The organism is Streptomyces plumbidurans (assembly GCF_019857225.1).
Classification (GTDB): Bacteria; Actinomycetota; Actinomycetes; order Streptomycetales; family Streptomycetaceae; genus Streptomyces; species Streptomyces plumbidurans.
In genome coordinates, this window is sequence record NZ_JAFJSY010000016.1 from 21579 (window position 1) to 36239 (window position 14661).

A 14661-nucleotide genomic window follows, 5' to 3' on the forward strand; every position below is an offset into this window, starting at 1 on the left:
GACCCATGGGTGGACGTACAGGTGGAGATCGACTCCCCGACCGTCGGGGCGCACCTGACCCGCCCCAGCCGTGAGGCTGCGGCCGGCCCGGACCTGGCCCTACGCGTCCGGCTTCCACTCCTCGACCAGGAGCCCGAGCAGCACCTGGTCCAGGAACTCGCCCATCACCCAGGCCGAGGAGCGCAGGACGCCCTCCCGGACGAAGCCGTTGCGCTCGGCGGAGGTCAGCATCGCGACGTTGTCCGCCAGGGTCTCTATCTGCAGGCGGTGCAGGCTGCGGACGACGAAGCCGTAGTGGCACAGCACGGCGACCACGTCGGTGCCGTAGCCCTTGCCGCGGGCGGACGGCAGCAGTCCCAGGCCGATGTGCGCGGACCGGCTGTGGGTGTCGATGCCCCACAGCGTCGCGGTGCCGATCAGCGTGCCGCCGTCCAGCTCCACCACGGAGAACGGGACGATCCCCTCCTTCGGGTCGTCCACGAACAGGCGCGGGTCCTTGGCGCCGGGCGTGATCGGCCGCCACGGCCCGCCTTCGGCCCGCGACGAGTTGACCACGTCGTCGTAGAGCTCGGCCCGCAGGATCGGGATGTCGTCCTCGTGCCGGGCCCTCAGCCCGACCTTGCTTCCCCTGAGCATGCAGGCTTCCTATCCGACCGCGGTGACCTGCGGCAACCGAAATAGCGGCGGGCTCAGTGGAAGCAGAGGCAGAAGGGGTGGCCGGCCGGGTCCGCGTAGACCCGCCAGTTGGCCTCGGGCCGCAGCTGGTCGGTCCGCTCCAGTACGGTCGCGCCGAGGGCGAGCGCCCGCTTCTCCTCTCCGTCGAGGTCGTCCACGTCGAAGTCGAGATGGAGCTGTTGCGGGTGCTCCTGGCCCGGCCATTCGGGCGGCCGGTAGCCGTCCACCCGCTGGCAGGCCAGTGGGATCCCCTCGAACCCGTGCACCTCGATCCAGTCGGCGTCGTCGGAGTCCGCGACCACCCGGCCGCCGAGCAGTTCCGCGTAGAACTCGGCGAGTTGTACCGGATCGGCACAGTCCAGCGCGACCGCTTGCAGCTTTCGGATCACTTGCGTCACTCCTCGCTCTTCGGCCGCTTCCGCGACACCCCGGTACGGGAGCAGTGGTACCCACCGCCGCGGCGGGCATGCGAGACGACGCGCCGGGCCGCGCGTCGGAGCGACTGAAGTCGAGCGTCAATGTCCCGTCGGCTCGGCGGTGACCCCGCCCCGGACGGCGGGGCCCGCCTGGCCCCTCAGATCCGGCCGCCGGTCATACGGGTGATCGGACCGAGCGTGCGTCGCCCCGCACGTCGGCCCGCGAGGTAGGTCGTGGCGCCCAGCGCCGACATGCCCGCGCCCACCCCGGCGACGAGGACCTTGCGGTCGGCGATCAGCGTCCAGGTGGTCTTGGCGAGGGCCACCGCCTGTCCGGAGGCGGCGACGACGGCCTGACGGCCGGCCTGGACGCGCTCGGCCGCGCCCTGCATGACCGCGGTGGTCTTCTCGGCCGAACGCCCCGCCGTGTCCACGGCTGCTGACGTGGCCTCACTGGTCTTCTCGGCGGCCTTGTCCGCCGACTTGGACGCGGGAGCGGTCGCCTTCTCCGTGGCCTTTCGGGCCTTGGCTGACGCGCTCCGCGTGGCTTCGGAATCTCGATTCGTGCCGCTGTTCGACTGATTCATGGACTTCGCGTTGCCGTTCGCGTCGACGGCAAACACGTTTCGCCGGGATGCAGTACGTCGTTCGTCCGCTATCGGCGCGTGGCCGCCGCGGACCTGCGCCGCACCAACAGGGCCGCCGCTCCCCCGGTTACCAGGACAACAGCTCCGGCACCCGCCATGAGCACCGACGCGTCGGCGCCGGTGCCGGCCAGGCTCCCGTGCGCGGCCGTGTCGGCGACGTCGCCGGTGCTGCCGGAGGTCGACCCCTGCTCCCCGCCGCTGCTCGAACCGCCCGCCGACTGCCCGTGGGGGTCGTTGCCCTGACCGCCCGTTCCGGAGTCACCGTGACCGGAACCACCATGACCGGAACCACCGGAACTGCCCCCCGACGCCGATCCGTTCTCGTCCGGTACGTCGATGGTCAGCGACGCCCTGTCGTTCGCGGGGTTCTTGTCGAACGCGGGATGGATGTCGTAGACGGAGGTGGCCTTCACCTCGCCCCGCGTCACCCCCGACGCCGAGGTCACCTTCAGCACGAAGCGGTAGCTGAGCGCCTGACCGACCTCCAGCAGGTTGTCGTTGTGCCAGCACACGTACACCGGGTGGCCGGGCTCCGAGGGACCGATCGGTCCATCGATCCCGAACGGCGCGCACTCCTGGGGTACGTGAACGGCCTTGGTGCCCTTGGGAATGTGTACCAGCAGGCCCGGCTGATCGTCGCTCTCCTGGTTGTGGATCCACCCCGGGCCGTCGTTGCGCAGCGTGGCCGTGACCTTCACCAGGTCGCCCCGCTCGGCCTTGGCCCTGTCACCGACGGCGGCCAGGTCGGCGGTGTTGTCGACGGTCAGCGCCAGGCGCCGATAGCTGTCGTCGAATTCTTCCGACGCGGGAGGCTGTCCGGTGCGGCCGGTTCCGTACTCCACGACCTCCAGCAGTCCCTTGGACGAGACGGTGAAGCGGACGTGGGTGGTGACGGAGGCGCCCGGCTCGATCACCTGGTCCAGCTTGCACAGCGCCTGCCTCACCTGATCGGCCACGACGGTGTACGCGCAGCCCTCTTCGGGTGGCGTGAAGTCGAGCCCGCGGGTCAGACGGACGCGGAAGGTGACGTCGCTCGCGGCGGCGTTTCCGTTGTTGGTGACCGTGACGGGCTGGTCGTAGGTCTGGCCGGGCTTCGGCGTGGCGGCGGGCAGTGCCGAGACCACCAGGTCGGGTGCCGCCTCGTCGGCGTGTGCCACGGGTGCCGACATGGCGGGCACACCCACCCCGATCACCCCTGCCGCCACGAACCTCGTCATGCCACGCAGCAGTGGACGCACAACCATCTCCTCAGCAGTACCAGTACGACGACGCGCCGATCGGCCGGCAGGTCATCTGCCGCACCGCCCGATCAGGCCATGTACTGGACACGCGAAGGACACCATTGGTTGTAGCGGCGTTGGCTGTAACGGCGGTCACCCACGTCAGGGCGCCCGCCGACCCGCCCGGCCCGTGTCATTTCAGTCCCGTGTGCGCCAGGCCCTCCACGAACTGCCGCTGGGCGAAGACGAACACCGCGACCACCGGCAGCGCGGTCAGGGAGGCGGCGGCCAGCTGGACGTTCCACATGGGGCCTCCGTAGGCGTCGACGTACTGGGTGAGGGCCTGCGGGAGGGTGAACATGTCCGGTGTGGAGAGGTAGACGATCGGCTCCAGATAGAGGTTCCAGCTGTGCAGGAAGGTGAAGATGGCGACCGCGGACAGCGCGGGACGCGCCAGCGGAAGGGCGATGCGCCAGTAGATGGCGAAGCGGCCCAGGCCGTCCATCCGGGCGGCCTCCTCCAGTTCGTGGGGCAGCGCGATGAAGAACTGCCGCATGATGAACGTCGCGAGGACGCTCGGTGCGCCGAGGACCGGCACCAGGATCAGCGGCCAGTGGGTGTCGATCATTCCCCAGTCGTGGAACATCTGGAACAGCGGGACGATGGTGACCTCGCTGGGGATCAGCAGTCCGGTGAGGACCACGAGGAACAGGATGTTCTGCCCGGGGAAGCGGATGCGGGCGAAGCCGTATCCGGCCAGCGACGAGACCGCGAGCGTCCCCAGGGTCACCACGACGGCGATGTACATGCTGTTGAAGTACTGGTGGCCGAACGGCTGGAGCTCGAACACCTTGCGGTAGGCGTCGAGTCGGGGGTTGTCCGGGAACAGCTTCGGCGGGAAGGCGAAGATGTCGGCGGCCGGCTTCAGCGACGACGTCGCCATCCACCAGGTGGGGAAGACGAACGGCACGCACAGTACGAGCAGGATGCCGTAGAGCAGCAGTTTGGCGCGGGTGGACAGCTTACGACTCATGGAACACCCACTTCTTGCGCATCTGCCACTGGATGACGGTCAGAACGAGCACGATCAGGAACAACAGGACCGAGAGCGTCGCGCCGTAGCCGAAGTGGTGGAAGGTGAACGCCTGTTGGTAGAGGTAGTAGACGAGCACGGTGGTGGAGCCGGACGGGCCGCCCTGGGTGAGGACGGCGATCTGCGCGAATACCTGGAGCGAGCCGACGACCGTGATGATCGAGGTGAGCAGGATCGTGGGGCTGATCAGCGGCACCGTGATCCGCCAGAACTGCCGCCACCGCCCCGCGCCGTCCACGGTCGCCGCCTCGTACAGCTCGCGCGGCACGCCCTGCAGGGCGGCCAGGAACAGCACCATGTTCAGGCCGACGTTCTTGAAGCACTGCACGACGACGGCCGACAGCATCGAAGTGCCCTCGCTGCGCAGCCAGTTGGGGCCGTGGACGCCGATCAGGTCGAGGCCGGCGTTGATGCCGCCGTTCTTCTGCAGCAGGAAGCCCCACACGATGGTCCAGGCGACGAGCGAGACGACGACCGGTGAGAAGAACAGGGTGCGGAAGACGACACTGCCGCGCAGCTTCTGGTTGAGGAGCACCGCCAGGGCCAGCGCGAGCGAGAGGTTGAGGACCACCAGGCCCACGGAGAAGTAGGCGGTGGCCCGCAGCACGCCCGGCAGCTTCGGGTCGTCGAGCAGCTTGTGGTAGTTGTCCGTGCCCACGGAGTGGAAGGTGCCCGCGAGCACGTTCCACTCGTGGAAGCTGTACCAGACCACCAGGCCGAGCGGGATCAGCACGAAGACGACGGTGCCGATCAGTTGCGGGGCGATGAACAGGTAGCCGGCCAGTTGGTCCCGGCGCCGGGAGGTCCAGAACGGCTGTGCGGCGCGGGTGCCGTCTTCCGGCGGACCGGTGGCGGCCGTGGAGCGGGGTCGGTCGAGGGTCTTCATCGCGCCGTCACTGCTCCAGCTGCGGCTTGATGGAGTTGCAGACTCCCGTCAGGACCTTCTGTACGTCGGCGTTCGGCTTCCACAGGGCGTCGAGACCGGAGCGCACGGCCGCGTAGATCTCGGCCTGGCCGATGTGGACGGGCTTGACCTTGCCGTTCTTGATGCCGTCGATGACGACGTCGGCGAGTTGCTTCTCGCTGAGCTTGGCGTTGCTCTTGGCGAGCGTGGCCGCGTTCAGTTGGGAGGAGCGGGCCTGCGGGAAGTAGGCACCGAGCTTCGCCGAGTTCTCCTTGTTGGTCATGAACGCCTGGAAGCCGGCCGCTGCGTCGGCGTGCTTGCTCTTGGCGAGCACCGCGATCCCGGCCTGGCCGATCACGGCGTACTTGCCCTCGGGTCCTTCGGGCAGCGGGACGAAGTCCCACTTGAACTTGTCGGTGAGGAGGGAGGCCCGGCTCATCTGGGTGACGGTCATGGCGGATTCACCGGCGAAGAAGTCGGCAGTCGTGCCCGGGGCGAGCATCGCCTCGTCGTCGAAGATCGCCTTGTGCAGGCTGGTCATCGCCGCGACCATCTGCGGCTTGTCGAAGCCGCAGGTCTTTCCGTCGGCGGACCAGGCCTGAGCGCCCCAACCGTCCCAGTAAGTGGCGAGGTTGTCCCACGCCTTGTAGTCGAAGTCGCGGATCACCATGCCCGTCTTCCCGGTCTTGGTGTGGACGGCGGCCCCGATCCTGTCGACCTCGTCCCAGTTCCACTTGCCCTGCTTGATCAGCTCGGCGGGGCTGGGCTGTCCGGCCTTCTTCAGCATGTCCAGATTGACGAAGACGCCGAACGGCGAGGTGGAGAAGGGGTAGGCGTAGAGCTTGCCGTCCTGCTGCCAGATCTTCTTGGCGGCGGGGAGTACGTCGGGGTCGTCCTTGACCTCTTTCAGGGCGCCCGAGGAGACGAAGTCGAGGGCGGAGTTCTCGAAGATCCACGCCAGGTCGGGGGCCTTGCCGCCGGCCATCTGGGTGGTGAGGGTCTCGGTGTAGTTCTCCACCGGCAGGACGTCGAACTTGATCGACTTCACCTCGGGGTGCGTCTTGCGGTACGTGTCGGCGATGCCGTTGAGGAGCTTGAGATGTTCCGGGGCGCCCGACCAGACCGTCATCCGCAGGGTCACGGGCCCGTCGTCGGAACCACTGCCGTCACCGCCGCCGCAGGCGGTCAGGGCGAGAAGTCCGGTGGCTGCCAGGGCGGCGAACTTCCTTGTGCGCTGCTGTCGTTGGGTGTTCATGCGGGTGTCTCTCCTGGTCAGTAGCCACTGATGTCGGGCCAGCGCAGTTCGACGCCGTGGGCGCGGAGCAGGTGCTGGAACGTCTCGAGCCGGTCAGGGGTGTTGCGTACGCCGCGGGGGGTGAGGTTGTGCTCGACGCAGTGGGCCGCGAGCAGTCCGGCGACCTCGCCGATGTTCCACTCGACGGGGTGCAGCCGGTAGCAGCCGTTGGTGATGTGGGTGGTGCCGAGGTTCTTGCCGGCGGGCAGCAGGTTCTCCATCCGGGCCGGTATCAGCGCGCCGAGCGGTATCTCGAACGGGCTGGAGGGGACGTCGATGTAGGTGTCGCCGCCGGTGGAGGGGTGCAGGTCGAGGCGGTACATGCCGATGCCGACCGAGTCCGGGTAGTTCACGGCGCCCTTGCCGCCGCGCACATCGAGGGAGAGGTCCTGTTCGACGACGGTGTACTCGGCGCGGATCCGGCGGGACTCGCGGATGTACGGCGCCTGGGCGAGGCCGTCCGCTGCCCCGGTGATGTCGCCGCGCAGCCGCAGACCGGGGAAGCCCGTGCCGCCGTCGGCGCGCGGGGCCTCGGTCTGCATCCAGTACAGGAGGGAGTACGACAGCTCCTTCGCGGCGGCCAGATGTTCCTGGGCGTCGGGGACGTCGATGACCGGGCCCTCCCAGTAGTCGATCATCGGCCAGTTGACGAGGGTGATGTCGCTCGCGTACGCGCCGGGGACGAAGTTGTCGCGGGCGGCGATGCGCCGGAAGGTCCACAGGTTCATGTCGCCGCCGCTGACCCGCTGGTCGGCGACGACGTCGGCGGGGTCGTCGCCGGGGTTCGGAGTGAAGCCACGTTCGACGACTTCCAGGGTGCGCGGGTGCGGGGCCGACCAGGACAGCAGCGGGGCGCCCCAGAAGGAGGGCCGGTAGGAGCGCCAGAAGTCATAGGAGGCGGGGCGGTCGATGGTGTGGTCGCCGTCGACGTGGTCGAGGGCGAAGCAGTAGGAGACGGCCTGCATGTTCAGCGGCTGTGCGGTCTCCGGGGCGGAGGGCTCGCCGGTGTCGCTCTGCGCCTCGAAGCCGGTGACGTACTCGGTGCCGGTCAGCGGCAGCAACTCGCCGGTCTCGGTGGCGTCGAGGACGTAGGCGGCGGTGGCGGTGATCCGCTCGCCGCTGTCCCGGTGGGCGAGGGTCACGGCGGTCACCCGGTCGCCGTCCGTGGCCGCGGCCACGGGGCGATAGGGCTGCAGGACGGTGAGGCGGCCGCTGCCGCGGTAGGGGGCGAGCATCGCGTCGATGACGGCGACGCCCACGCGCGGCTCGTGGCAGAGCCGGCTCACCCAGCCCGCGCCGGGGTTGAGCTCGCGGCGGGCGCGGGCCTGACTGGTCAGCGGGTAGTGGCGCCGGTAGTAGTCGCGGATGCCGTCGCGCAGCGCCCGGTAGGAGGCGGTGGCGCCGAACTGCTCGATCCAGGTGTGCTCGTCCGGCGGCACGGCCTGGCTGGTGAGCTGACCGCCCAGCCAGTCGTACTCCTCCGTGAGGATCACACTCCGGCCGGCGCGCAGCGCACCGAGCGCTGCCGCGACACCGCCGGTGCCGCCGCCGACCACGAGGACGTCCGCGTGCATGGGTCTCCTTGCTGAAAGGGGGCTCTACTTGAGGGGGCTTTTCCAACAACTTGGTTTGTCTGTAAGGGCGTTGGGCTGATTGGCGCATCAGGCGGCCGGCGGCCCGAGGGTCTCCCCCTGGGTCAGCTCGCAGTCGAGCAGCCGCTGGGTGACGGACGTCTGTCCGTGCAGTACGTCGACCAGCAGCTCCACCGCCTGCTGCCCCATCTGCGGCCGGGGGATGTGGAATCCGGTGAAGTCCAGGGAGGAATGGACGGGGATGGTCGGATCGCCCAGGGTGACCATCGACAGGTCGCGCGGGACCGAAAGGCCTTGTGCCGCCGCGGCCCGCGCCAGGGCCACCGCCTCGGCCTCCACCTCCGCGAACACCGCGGTGACCCCTGCCTCCAGGAGCCGGGCCAGCCGCTCGGCCGGGTCCGGTGCGTCGGCGGAGAGGAACGGCGCATCGGCCCCGGCCGCCCGGCGGAAGCCCGTCAGGCGGTCCGCGGAGGACTCCGCCCCCGTGCCGGGTCCCACGAAGGCGAAGCGCCGATGGCCCAACGAACGGGCCCGTTCCACGAGTTGGGCGGTCGCGTTCACATAGTCGGCGCCGACGTACGGCACGGGCCGGCCGTCGGCGTCGTCGCGGCGGCCCACGCACACGAACGGGTAGTCCTCCGCCACCAGCCTGCTGAGCTCGGCCGACGGGATCTCGCGTCCCAGCAGGACACAGCCGTCGGCGACGCGCAGCCGGTTGTCCTCGTGAAAGATCCGCCGCTGACCGTCGCGCACGGGCGCCGAGGTGAACAGCAGCAGATCGCAGCCGCTGCGCTCCGCGCTCTCCTCGATCCCGCGCAGGAAGGGGTGGTAGAAGTCGGCGCTGGTGCTGGGGAAGACCGGCTCGTAGGTGAACACGCCGAGGATCTGGTTGAGTTGATTGAGCATCCGGCGGGCCAGCGGATCCGCCGCGTACCCGGTCTCCCGGATCACCTGCAGAACCCGGTCCCGGGTCTCGGGGGCGATCCGCGCACCGGCCTCGCCCCGGTTGTTGAGCACCAGCGAGACCGTGGTCTGGCTGACGCCCGCAAGCCGGGCGATGTCACGCTGCGTGAGCCTTCCGGGAGCCTGGCTCATGAGTGATCGCCCCTCATCGACGGTGCTAATACGCATTGCTGGTCGGGTGAACGGACCGTAGAGCGCGCGGCGCGAGCCCGTCAAGAGGTTCGACCGCGACAACAAATCCCAGTAGTAATTCGCATTAGCAGCTTGACGAGGGCTCCCGATGAGGCGAATGTGGCCGATCGAGTCGGCGGGATGCCGCGTCCGGTCACGCACCGTCGACGGTCATCTCCCGTGCCCCGACTCACCGTTGACTCATTCATCGCCCAGGAGTCGCCTCGTGAAGTACCAAACTTCCCTCTCGCGCCGCGCCCTGCTGACCGCCGCCGGGGCCGCGGGCCTCGCGGTCGCCCTGCCCGCACCCCGTGCCCTGGCGACGGGCAGCCTCCCCAACCTGGCGCCGCTGCCCGCAGGCGCACCCCACCGGCGTGACTTCGCCGCCGAGGAACAGCGCTTCGCGCCCTATCTCGTGAGCCTCGCCCCGATGGTCAACGACATCGAGGGCAGCGACTCCGCGACCTTCGGTTTCATGGGCGGCGGATGGTGGCGTACGCCGTCGGCGCCGTACAACGCCCGGGTGCAGGAGCACGTCTACACGCTGGCCTGGTTCCTCACCAACGCCCGCTCCTGGAACCCGTATGCGTCGGACGCGGCGCTGCTCGCGGGCCTGGACGCGGCGCTCGGCCACTATCTGGGCCTCCAGCACTCCGACGGCTCGTGGTCGGAGTACAGCGCCGGCGAACACTCCCTGCCCGCCACCGGCTTCGCACTCGGCTACCTCAGCAAGACCCATGTCCTGCTCAAGCGGGCGAACCTGCTGCCCGCCCGGCGCACCCAGATCGCCCAGGCCCTGCACGCCGCGATGACCTGGCTGCTCGACCCGTCCAACGACGGTGTGTGGCAGACCCCGATCCACTTCGCGAACCAAGTCACCGCGGGACTCGCCGGATCGGCGCTGGCGCTGAAGACCAATCCCGACGCGAACCTGAGCGCCCAGCTGAACAGCGCCTTCGCCCGTCTGGCGGACACCGGGCAGAGTCCGGCCGGCTTCTTCTACGAGAAGGGCGGCATGGACATGAACTACAACTTCGAGGTGATGCTGCCCGAACTGGCCGACGCCTGGCGCCAGTCGGGCAACAGCCACCTGGTGACCATGGCCGGGAAGTACACGGACTGGCTCGGCTACAACCTGCTCCGCGAGCCCGACGGCGCCGGCTGGTTCAGCAACATCGCACCCTCCACGCGGACCAGCACCCTCGCCTACGCCGACACCCGCCCCGACCCCGAACGCACGGCGCTCAACGCCCAGTTCGTCCCCGAGATACCGGCTCTGGGCGCGTTCCTGTCCGCGCGCGAGGACATGGCCGCCGCCCGCGCCGCCTGGGCCGCGGGCACCTCGCCCGTGCCGGGCCTGGTCAAGCAGGACACCTCCCCGCGCATCCTCAGCCACGCCATCTACGGCGAGCGCTACCCGACCAGGCAGGCGAAGAGCGCGGCCGTCGCTGCCGTGCCGTACATCGCCTCGAAGAACTTCACCGAGCACCGCACCGATCACGGCCAGGACTTCCTCTACGTCCGCCGCCCCAACGTCTATCTGGGCGCCTACCTCGGCGCCAGGCCAACCACCCTTGCCCGCACGGGACTTGCCTTCCTCTGGCACCCGGTGGCGGGCACAATCGTCCAGTCCCTGAACAACAACGACTACGGCGTGTGGTCCACCGTGCTGCCCGGTCAGAAACCGGACTCCGACGGCCCGCAGACCGGTGAGTTCTTCGGCGGCAAGCCCTACGCCTTCCGCTTCTCCACCCCGACCGGATCGGTCGTCACGGACGTGCGAGTCGGCAACGGCCTGGTGGAGCGTTCGGTGCGGGCCACCTCGTCCGCGACGGAGACCATGCCGCTGATCCTCAAGGAGTCCGACCGGGTCGTCTTCTCCGACGGCACCACCGTGCCCTGGGGCGGCTCGGCCTCGGCCACCGCGACCGGCATCGACCTGCACCGCGGCCCGGGCGTCGTACACATCCGCTGGGGCACGCCCCACCCGGCCACCGTCGCGGCCGCCTCGGTCACCTACCTCGGCGGGACCCGACGCATGCACATCCTGAAGGTCCCGCACGCCGGCACGATCGACGTGTCCATCAGACTCGCCTACTGACGGCCGCCCCGCTTCGGCACGACCACCTCTTCGCCGCATAGAGTTGGCCGATGCCTGAGCTGACGCAGCTGAATGCCGGCCATGAGGCGGCGGTCCTCGCCTTCGAGCTGGCCAATCGTGCCTACTTCGCCGCTTCGATCTTCGACCGCGGCGACGAGTACTTCGACCGGTTCTCCGACGGGTTCAGCGCCCTGCTGGCCGAGCAGCAGTCCGGCACATGCGTCTTCCACGTGCTCGTCGACGAGGACGGCTCGGTTCTGGGCCGCTTCAACCTGTACGACCTCAAGGACGGATCGGCCGACCTCGGCTACCGGGTCGCGCAGCACGCTGCCGGTCGCGGAGTGGCGACCGAGACCGTACGCGAGCTGTGCCGGCTGGCGGCCGAACGGTACGGGCTGCACACCCTCAGGGCGGCCTGCGCCCTGGCCAACACCGCGTCCCAGAGGGTGCTGCTCAAGGCCGGTTTCGTCCCGGTCGGCCCGGCCGATCCGTCCGACCTCAGCGGCAAGCCGGGCACCTGGTATCAGCTGGACCTGGCGGCCCGACGGTAGATCCGACACGAACTGCCGTTTCTACGGGGCTTGTTGTCACGGTCGTAGCGGACGATCCGGAACGAGGCGAGCAGTGCCTGCACGCTCGTCGGCCCGGCGTCCTCGGTGCGCAGCGGAAGGTGCTCCGCGACGAGGACGTACGGGCAGGGGTCGGTCGGGTCGCCGCCGACGGTTGTGCGGACACCGTCGGCGGCACCGCCCACGAGCTCGATCTCCATGCGGATCGTCTGCCCCGTCACGCGCCCTTCACATCCGCGGCACGCCGTGGTTCTCGGACGCGCGCACGGTGGGCCCGCATCGGGATGCATCGCAATGGTCAGGACAGGAGCTCGATGTACCCGTCCGTTCCGTGCACGCGGATCCGTTGTCCGTCCCGGATGAGCCGGGTGGCCTGCTCGACGCCCACGACGGCCGGCAGACCGTACTCCCGGGCGATCACCGCGCCGTGGGTCATCAGACCGCCCACTTCGGTCACCAGGCCGGCGATTCCCACGAACAGCGGTGACCAGCTGGGATCGGTGAAGGGCGTGACCAGGATGTCGCCCGCTTCGAGGTCGGCCTGCGCCATGTCCAGGATGACGCGGGCCCTTCCCTCGACGGTCCCGGCGGAGACGGGCAGGCCGACCAGGGCACCGTCCGGCACGTCGTCGCGTCGGTACGCACCGGTGACGCACTCGCCGTCCGAGGTGAGGACGCGGGGCGGCGTGAGCGCCTCGTAGGACCGGAAGGCTTCCTTGCGCTGCCGGATGAGTCGGTCGTCCACCCGCTGCGCGCGTACGGCTTCGTGGAACTCCTGGAAGGTGAGGTAGAAGACGTCCTCTTTCGCCGCGAGCAGCCCGGACTGCACCAGGCGCTCGGCCTCCGCCAGCAGCGCCTGCTTGTAGACGAAGTAGCGGCTGACGATGCCGTACTTCGGGTACTCGCGGTAGCCGATGAAGGTGCGGACCCGGTCGATCATCCGCTTGGTCTCGTCGGCCTTGCGCTCCCCGTCCGGCAGGGCCCGCAGACGTGTCAGCACGTCCTGTTCCTTCGCCAGCGCCGCCTGACGCCCCTGCTCGAAGCGCCGCTGGGCGGCGCCCGGTTCGAAGTTCCTGACGTTGTCGAGGATCACGGGCACGAGCGAGCTGGGACGTTCGCTCCAGCGCGGCCTGGTGATGTCGATCTCGCCGACGCAGCGCATGCCGTAGCGGTCGAGGTAGGCCTCGATGGCGGCGCGCGCCTCCGCACCGCCCGCGAGCTTCGCCATCTCCTCCAGGAAATCGTCGTCCTCGACGCCCTGCAGGAACTCGACCACCTCCGGATGCGGACGGACCGCGTCGGCGACGTCGAGCAGTGCGAGTCCCATCTCGGAGGTGATGTTGCCGGGGGCGGACAGGGTGAGCGTGTCGGCCGCGCTCTTCTCGCCGAGCCATTCCTGCAGATGGTCGTTGAGCCACCAGGTGGCCTCCATCCCCGCCATGATCGCCTGCATGTTCAGCGGGTCGCCGAGCGCCCGCTTGTGCTCGGCGAAGGCTTCCAGCAGGAAGTCGAACAGCTCCGGTCCGCTCTTCGTCCGGATGTCGCGCTCCAGCGCGGCGATGGACGCCTGGCTCCGCTCGATCAGTTCGGTGACGACGGCCGGATCGGTCTCGATCGGGGCGAGCCTGCTTCGGGCCGGCTGTCCGCCGGGCGCCTCGTCGGGGAGCGACGGGACGAAGTCGCCGCGGTCGAGGACGGTCTCCAGTGCGTCCCTGATCAGCGGATCGCCCCTGCCCATGACGTCCAGGAGGGCGGCGCGGCTCGCGGGCGCCGCCAAGCGCTGGGTGACCTCGACGAACAGCCTGCCGGCGGCCTCGTGCATCCGCACCATCGCCGTCAGCTGCCACATGGAGTACCCGAGGGGCTTCATGGGGTCGGTCATCATCTGCTGGTGGCCGACGGAGACGTAGACGTGATTGTCCTCGTCACTGGCCTCGGGGATGGGGAACAGCGTCGTGATCGGGCGGCTCTGCACGATGTGGAAGGCGTCGTCGACCAGGCACCATTCGATGTCCTGCGGGCGGCCGAAGTGTGCTTCGATCCGCCGACCGAGTCGTACGAGGTCCACGACCTGCGCGTCCGACAGGGCCGGCTGCTCCTGCTGCCGTGCGTCGATGGCCGTTTCCTGTGTACCGCCGGACGGCAGGGACTCGACGGCTCGCTGTTTGGCGGAGATCGTCCGGGCGACGACTTCGCCGTGCCGCACCTTGAAGACGTCCGGGTTCACCAGGCCGGAGACCAGGGCCTCGCCCAGTCCGAAGCCGGCGTCCACGGTGGCGACCGTCCGGTTGCCGGTGACGGGGTCGGCCGTGAACAGGATGCCGGACGCCTGCGGGAAGACCATCCGCTGCACGACCACGGCCATGTGGACCGCGCGGTGATCGATGCCGTTGCGCCGCCGGTAGGTCACGGCCCGCTCGGTGAACAGGGAGGCCCAGCACCGGCTGACGTGCTCGAGGATCGCCGCCGTGCCCACCACGTTCAGATACGTGTCCTGCTGGCCCGCGAAGGACGCGGTCGGCAGGTCCTCGGCCGTCGCGCTGGACCGGACGGCGTAGGCGGCCCACTCGCCATGGCGGGAGAGCGCGCCGGTGATCGCCGCGGCCAGGTCGTCCGGGATGGTGATGTCCTCGATGGCCGAGCGGATCCGTGCGCTGAGCGTGCGGATCGTGTCCGCGTCGTCCGCGTCGACCTCGTTCAGGCATGACAGCTGGTCGAGCAGGTCTCCGACGGACGGCTCCTTGGCCAGGATGCGCCGGTAGGCGTCGGTCGTCACGCAAAAGCCGTCCGGCACGCGGACGCCTTCGATCCGCGACAGCGCGCCCAGGTGTGCGCCCTTTCCGCCGACGACCGCGGTCCGCGTCTCGTCGGCCTGTTGAAGATCCAGCACGTACTGCTCGCTCATGCGATACCCGTTTCCGCAGGTGGTGGTCTCGGCGGATGATTCTGCGCGGTGACCCGGGCCTTGCCGCAAGCCCCCGGGTGCGCTATACGTTGGGAAGGGCAGGGAGAGATC

The 14661-nt window shown here is 69.4% G+C and carries 13 protein-coding genes; 2 read left to right on the forward strand and 11 right to left on the reverse strand.

All coding sequences use genetic code 11. From position 1 onward, the window contains the following. Window positions 1-99: 99 nt before the first annotated feature. The 9 genes from JYK17_RS13090 to JYK17_RS13130 all read right to left on the reverse strand — a co-directional run bounded on the left by JYK17_RS13090 (window position 100) and on the right by JYK17_RS13130 (window position 8936). On the reverse strand, window positions 100-636 hold the full coding sequence (locus JYK17_RS13090; protein ID WP_128800918.1) for a GNAT family N-acetyltransferase: 537 nt from the start codon (window positions 634-636) through the stop codon (window positions 100-102). 53 nt (window positions 637-689) lie between these two features. After that, window positions 690-1064 carry a VOC family protein gene (locus JYK17_RS13095; protein WP_108014179.1) on the reverse strand — a complete coding sequence of 125 codons (375 nt, stop codon included), beginning with the start codon at window positions 1062-1064 and terminating at the stop codon, window positions 690-692. Window positions 1065-1249: 185 nt separating this feature from the next. After that, complete coding sequence (locus tag JYK17_RS13100; RefSeq protein ID WP_234548355.1) at window positions 1250-1678, reverse strand: Rossmann-fold NAD(P)-binding domain-containing protein; 429 nt, start codon at window positions 1676-1678, stop codon at window positions 1250-1252. 68 nt (window positions 1679-1746) lie between these two features. Further along, window positions 1747-2955: a COG1361 family protein gene (locus tag JYK17_RS13105; protein WP_234548354.1), complete on the reverse strand. Its 1209-nt coding sequence runs from the start codon at window positions 2953-2955 to the stop codon at window positions 1747-1749. Between the two features lie 196 nt (window positions 2956-3151). Further along, on the reverse strand, window positions 3152-3991 hold the full coding sequence (locus JYK17_RS13110; protein ID WP_108014182.1) for a carbohydrate ABC transporter permease: 840 nt from the start codon (window positions 3989-3991) through the stop codon (window positions 3152-3154). Further along, complete coding sequence (locus tag JYK17_RS13115) at window positions 3981-4937, reverse strand: carbohydrate ABC transporter permease (protein ID WP_108014183.1); 957 nt, start codon at window positions 4935-4937, stop codon at window positions 3981-3983. Before JYK17_RS13115 ends, JYK17_RS13110 begins: the two co-directional genes overlap by 11 nt. 7 nt (window positions 4938-4944) lie before the next feature. Further along, the gene (locus JYK17_RS13120; RefSeq protein WP_222810417.1) at window positions 4945-6210 is read right to left on the reverse strand and encodes an ABC transporter substrate-binding protein; all 1266 of its coding nucleotides are present in this window, start codon (window positions 6208-6210) and stop codon (window positions 4945-4947) included. Between the two features lie 17 nt (window positions 6211-6227). Next, window positions 6228-7823, reverse strand: coding sequence for an FAD-dependent oxidoreductase (locus JYK17_RS13125; RefSeq protein ID WP_108014185.1), 1596 nt, complete (start codon window positions 7821-7823; stop codon window positions 6228-6230). Between the two features lie 87 nt (window positions 7824-7910). Next, window positions 7911-8936, reverse strand: coding sequence for a LacI family DNA-binding transcriptional regulator (locus tag JYK17_RS13130; protein WP_222810418.1), 1026 nt, complete (start codon window positions 8934-8936; stop codon window positions 7911-7913). 265 nt (window positions 8937-9201) lie between these two features. On the opposite strand from JYK17_RS13130, the gene JYK17_RS13135 reads away from it, so the two are divergent. Next, the gene (locus JYK17_RS13135; protein ID WP_222810419.1) at window positions 9202-11076 is read left to right on the forward strand and encodes a hypothetical protein; all 1875 of its coding nucleotides are present in this window, start codon (window positions 9202-9204) and stop codon (window positions 11074-11076) included. Window positions 11077-11126: 50 nt separating this feature from the next. Next, window positions 11127-11627: a GNAT family N-acetyltransferase gene (locus JYK17_RS13140; protein ID WP_108014188.1), complete on the forward strand. Its 501-nt coding sequence runs from the start codon at window positions 11127-11129 to the stop codon at window positions 11625-11627. Here JYK17_RS13140 and JYK17_RS13145 read toward each other — a convergent pair. Both JYK17_RS13145 and rph read right to left on the reverse strand, forming a co-directional pair. Further along, a complete protein-coding gene (locus JYK17_RS13145; RefSeq protein WP_108014189.1) occupies window positions 11600-11866 on the reverse strand; it encodes a hypothetical protein in 267 nt (88 codons plus the stop codon). The two genes, JYK17_RS13140 and JYK17_RS13145, sit on opposite strands and share 28 nt — an antisense overlap. A 77-nt stretch (window positions 11867-11943) precedes the next feature. Continuing rightward, window positions 11944-14550: a rifamycin-inactivating phosphotransferase gene (gene rph / locus JYK17_RS13150; RefSeq protein ID WP_222810420.1), complete on the reverse strand. Its 2607-nt coding sequence runs from the start codon at window positions 14548-14550 to the stop codon at window positions 11944-11946. Between the last annotated feature and the right edge of the window lie 111 nt (window positions 14551-14661).

Bases quoted from the DNA above. Each gene is read 5' to 3' on its own strand.
- JYK17_RS13110 (WP_108014182.1), bottom strand. From the start codon at position 3,991: ATGAGTCGTAAGCTGTCCACCCGCGCCAAACTGCTGCTCTACGGCATC.
- JYK17_RS13125 (WP_108014185.1), bottom strand. From the start codon at position 7,823: ATGCACGCGGACGTCCTCGTGGTCGGCGGCGGCACCGGCGGTGTCGCG.
- rph (WP_222810420.1), bottom strand. From the start codon at position 14,550: ATGAGCGAGCAGTACGTGCTGGATCTTCAACAGGCCGACGAGACGCGG.
- JYK17_RS13090 (WP_128800918.1), bottom strand. From the start codon at position 636: ATGCTCAGGGGAAGCAAGGTCGGGCTGAGGGCCCGGCACGAGGACGAC.
- JYK17_RS13130 (WP_222810418.1), bottom strand. From the start codon at position 8,936: ATGAGCCAGGCTCCCGGAAGGCTCACGCAGCGTGACATCGCCCGGCTT.
- JYK17_RS13105 (WP_234548354.1), bottom strand. From the start codon at position 2,955: ATGACGAGGTTCGTGGCGGCAGGGGTGATCGGGGTGGGTGTGCCCGCC.
- JYK17_RS13115 (WP_108014183.1), bottom strand. From the start codon at position 4,937: ATGAAGACCCTCGACCGACCCCGCTCCACGGCCGCCACCGGTCCGCCG.
- JYK17_RS13120 (WP_222810417.1), bottom strand. From the start codon at position 6,210: ATGAACACCCAACGACAGCAGCGCACAAGGAAGTTCGCCGCCCTGGCA.
- JYK17_RS13100 (WP_234548355.1), bottom strand. From the start codon at position 1,678: ATGAATCAGTCGAACAGCGGCACGAATCGAGATTCCGAAGCCACGCGG.
- JYK17_RS13140 (WP_108014188.1), top strand. From the start codon at position 11,127: ATGCCTGAGCTGACGCAGCTGAATGCCGGCCATGAGGCGGCGGTCCTC.